Source organism: Desulfovibrio piger, from assembly GCF_012843875.1.
Lineage (GTDB): Bacteria > Desulfobacterota > Desulfovibrionia > Desulfovibrionales > Desulfovibrionaceae > Desulfovibrio.
In genome coordinates, this window is sequence record NZ_JABAFY010000127.1 from 1 (window position 1) to 555 (window position 555).

Sequence of the window (555 nt, forward strand, 5' to 3'; positions counted from 1 at the left end):
CAGCTTCTTGGTTCTCGTTGTGCTGCTGTCGTCTGTCTTCCGTATCCACCGTGATGCTCACGAACCATCTGTCGGCCATGCGGGAAACAGTGGCCGATACGAGCTTTCCTGAAAATCGCAAAGCCTCACGCATCCTGACCCATCCAAGCTTGGGGATCCGTATGCGTTTTCCCTGAACGGCGAACTGGTCATTGGAGATGCTGAACCTGTCGTGCACGCCCTTCTTCCTGAATTTCGGATAGGCGGCACGATGCGCGAAGAAGTTCTTGAAGGCTTCTCCAAGCTGGATGATCGCCAGTTGAGGGGCACACTTCGTCACCTCGAGCATCCAGGGGAAGCTTTCCTTTTTGATCTCGTTCAGCTGTTTGCGGAGGGAAAACTGGGAAGGCTTTGGAAGCGTGTCGTCTTCGCGCCATGCCCTGTACTGGATGCCCCATTGTTCAAGAGCCCAGTTATACGCGAACCTGGCAACACCAGCCGCACGCAGCATGTACGTCCGCTGATGATTGTTGAGGTCAAGGGCTATCTTGTGGGCCATCAGCACAGGGCATTATC

General features: G+C 54.8%; 1 protein-coding gene. It reads right to left on the minus strand.

The genetic code is table 11. The annotated features are described in order from the left end of the window. Positions 1 to 538 (minus strand): RNA-guided endonuclease InsQ/TnpB family protein (locus tag HF854_RS12445; protein WP_205906135.1); only part of this gene is annotated, 538 nt, incomplete at its 3' end. Between the last annotated feature and the right edge of the window lie 17 nt (positions 539 to 555).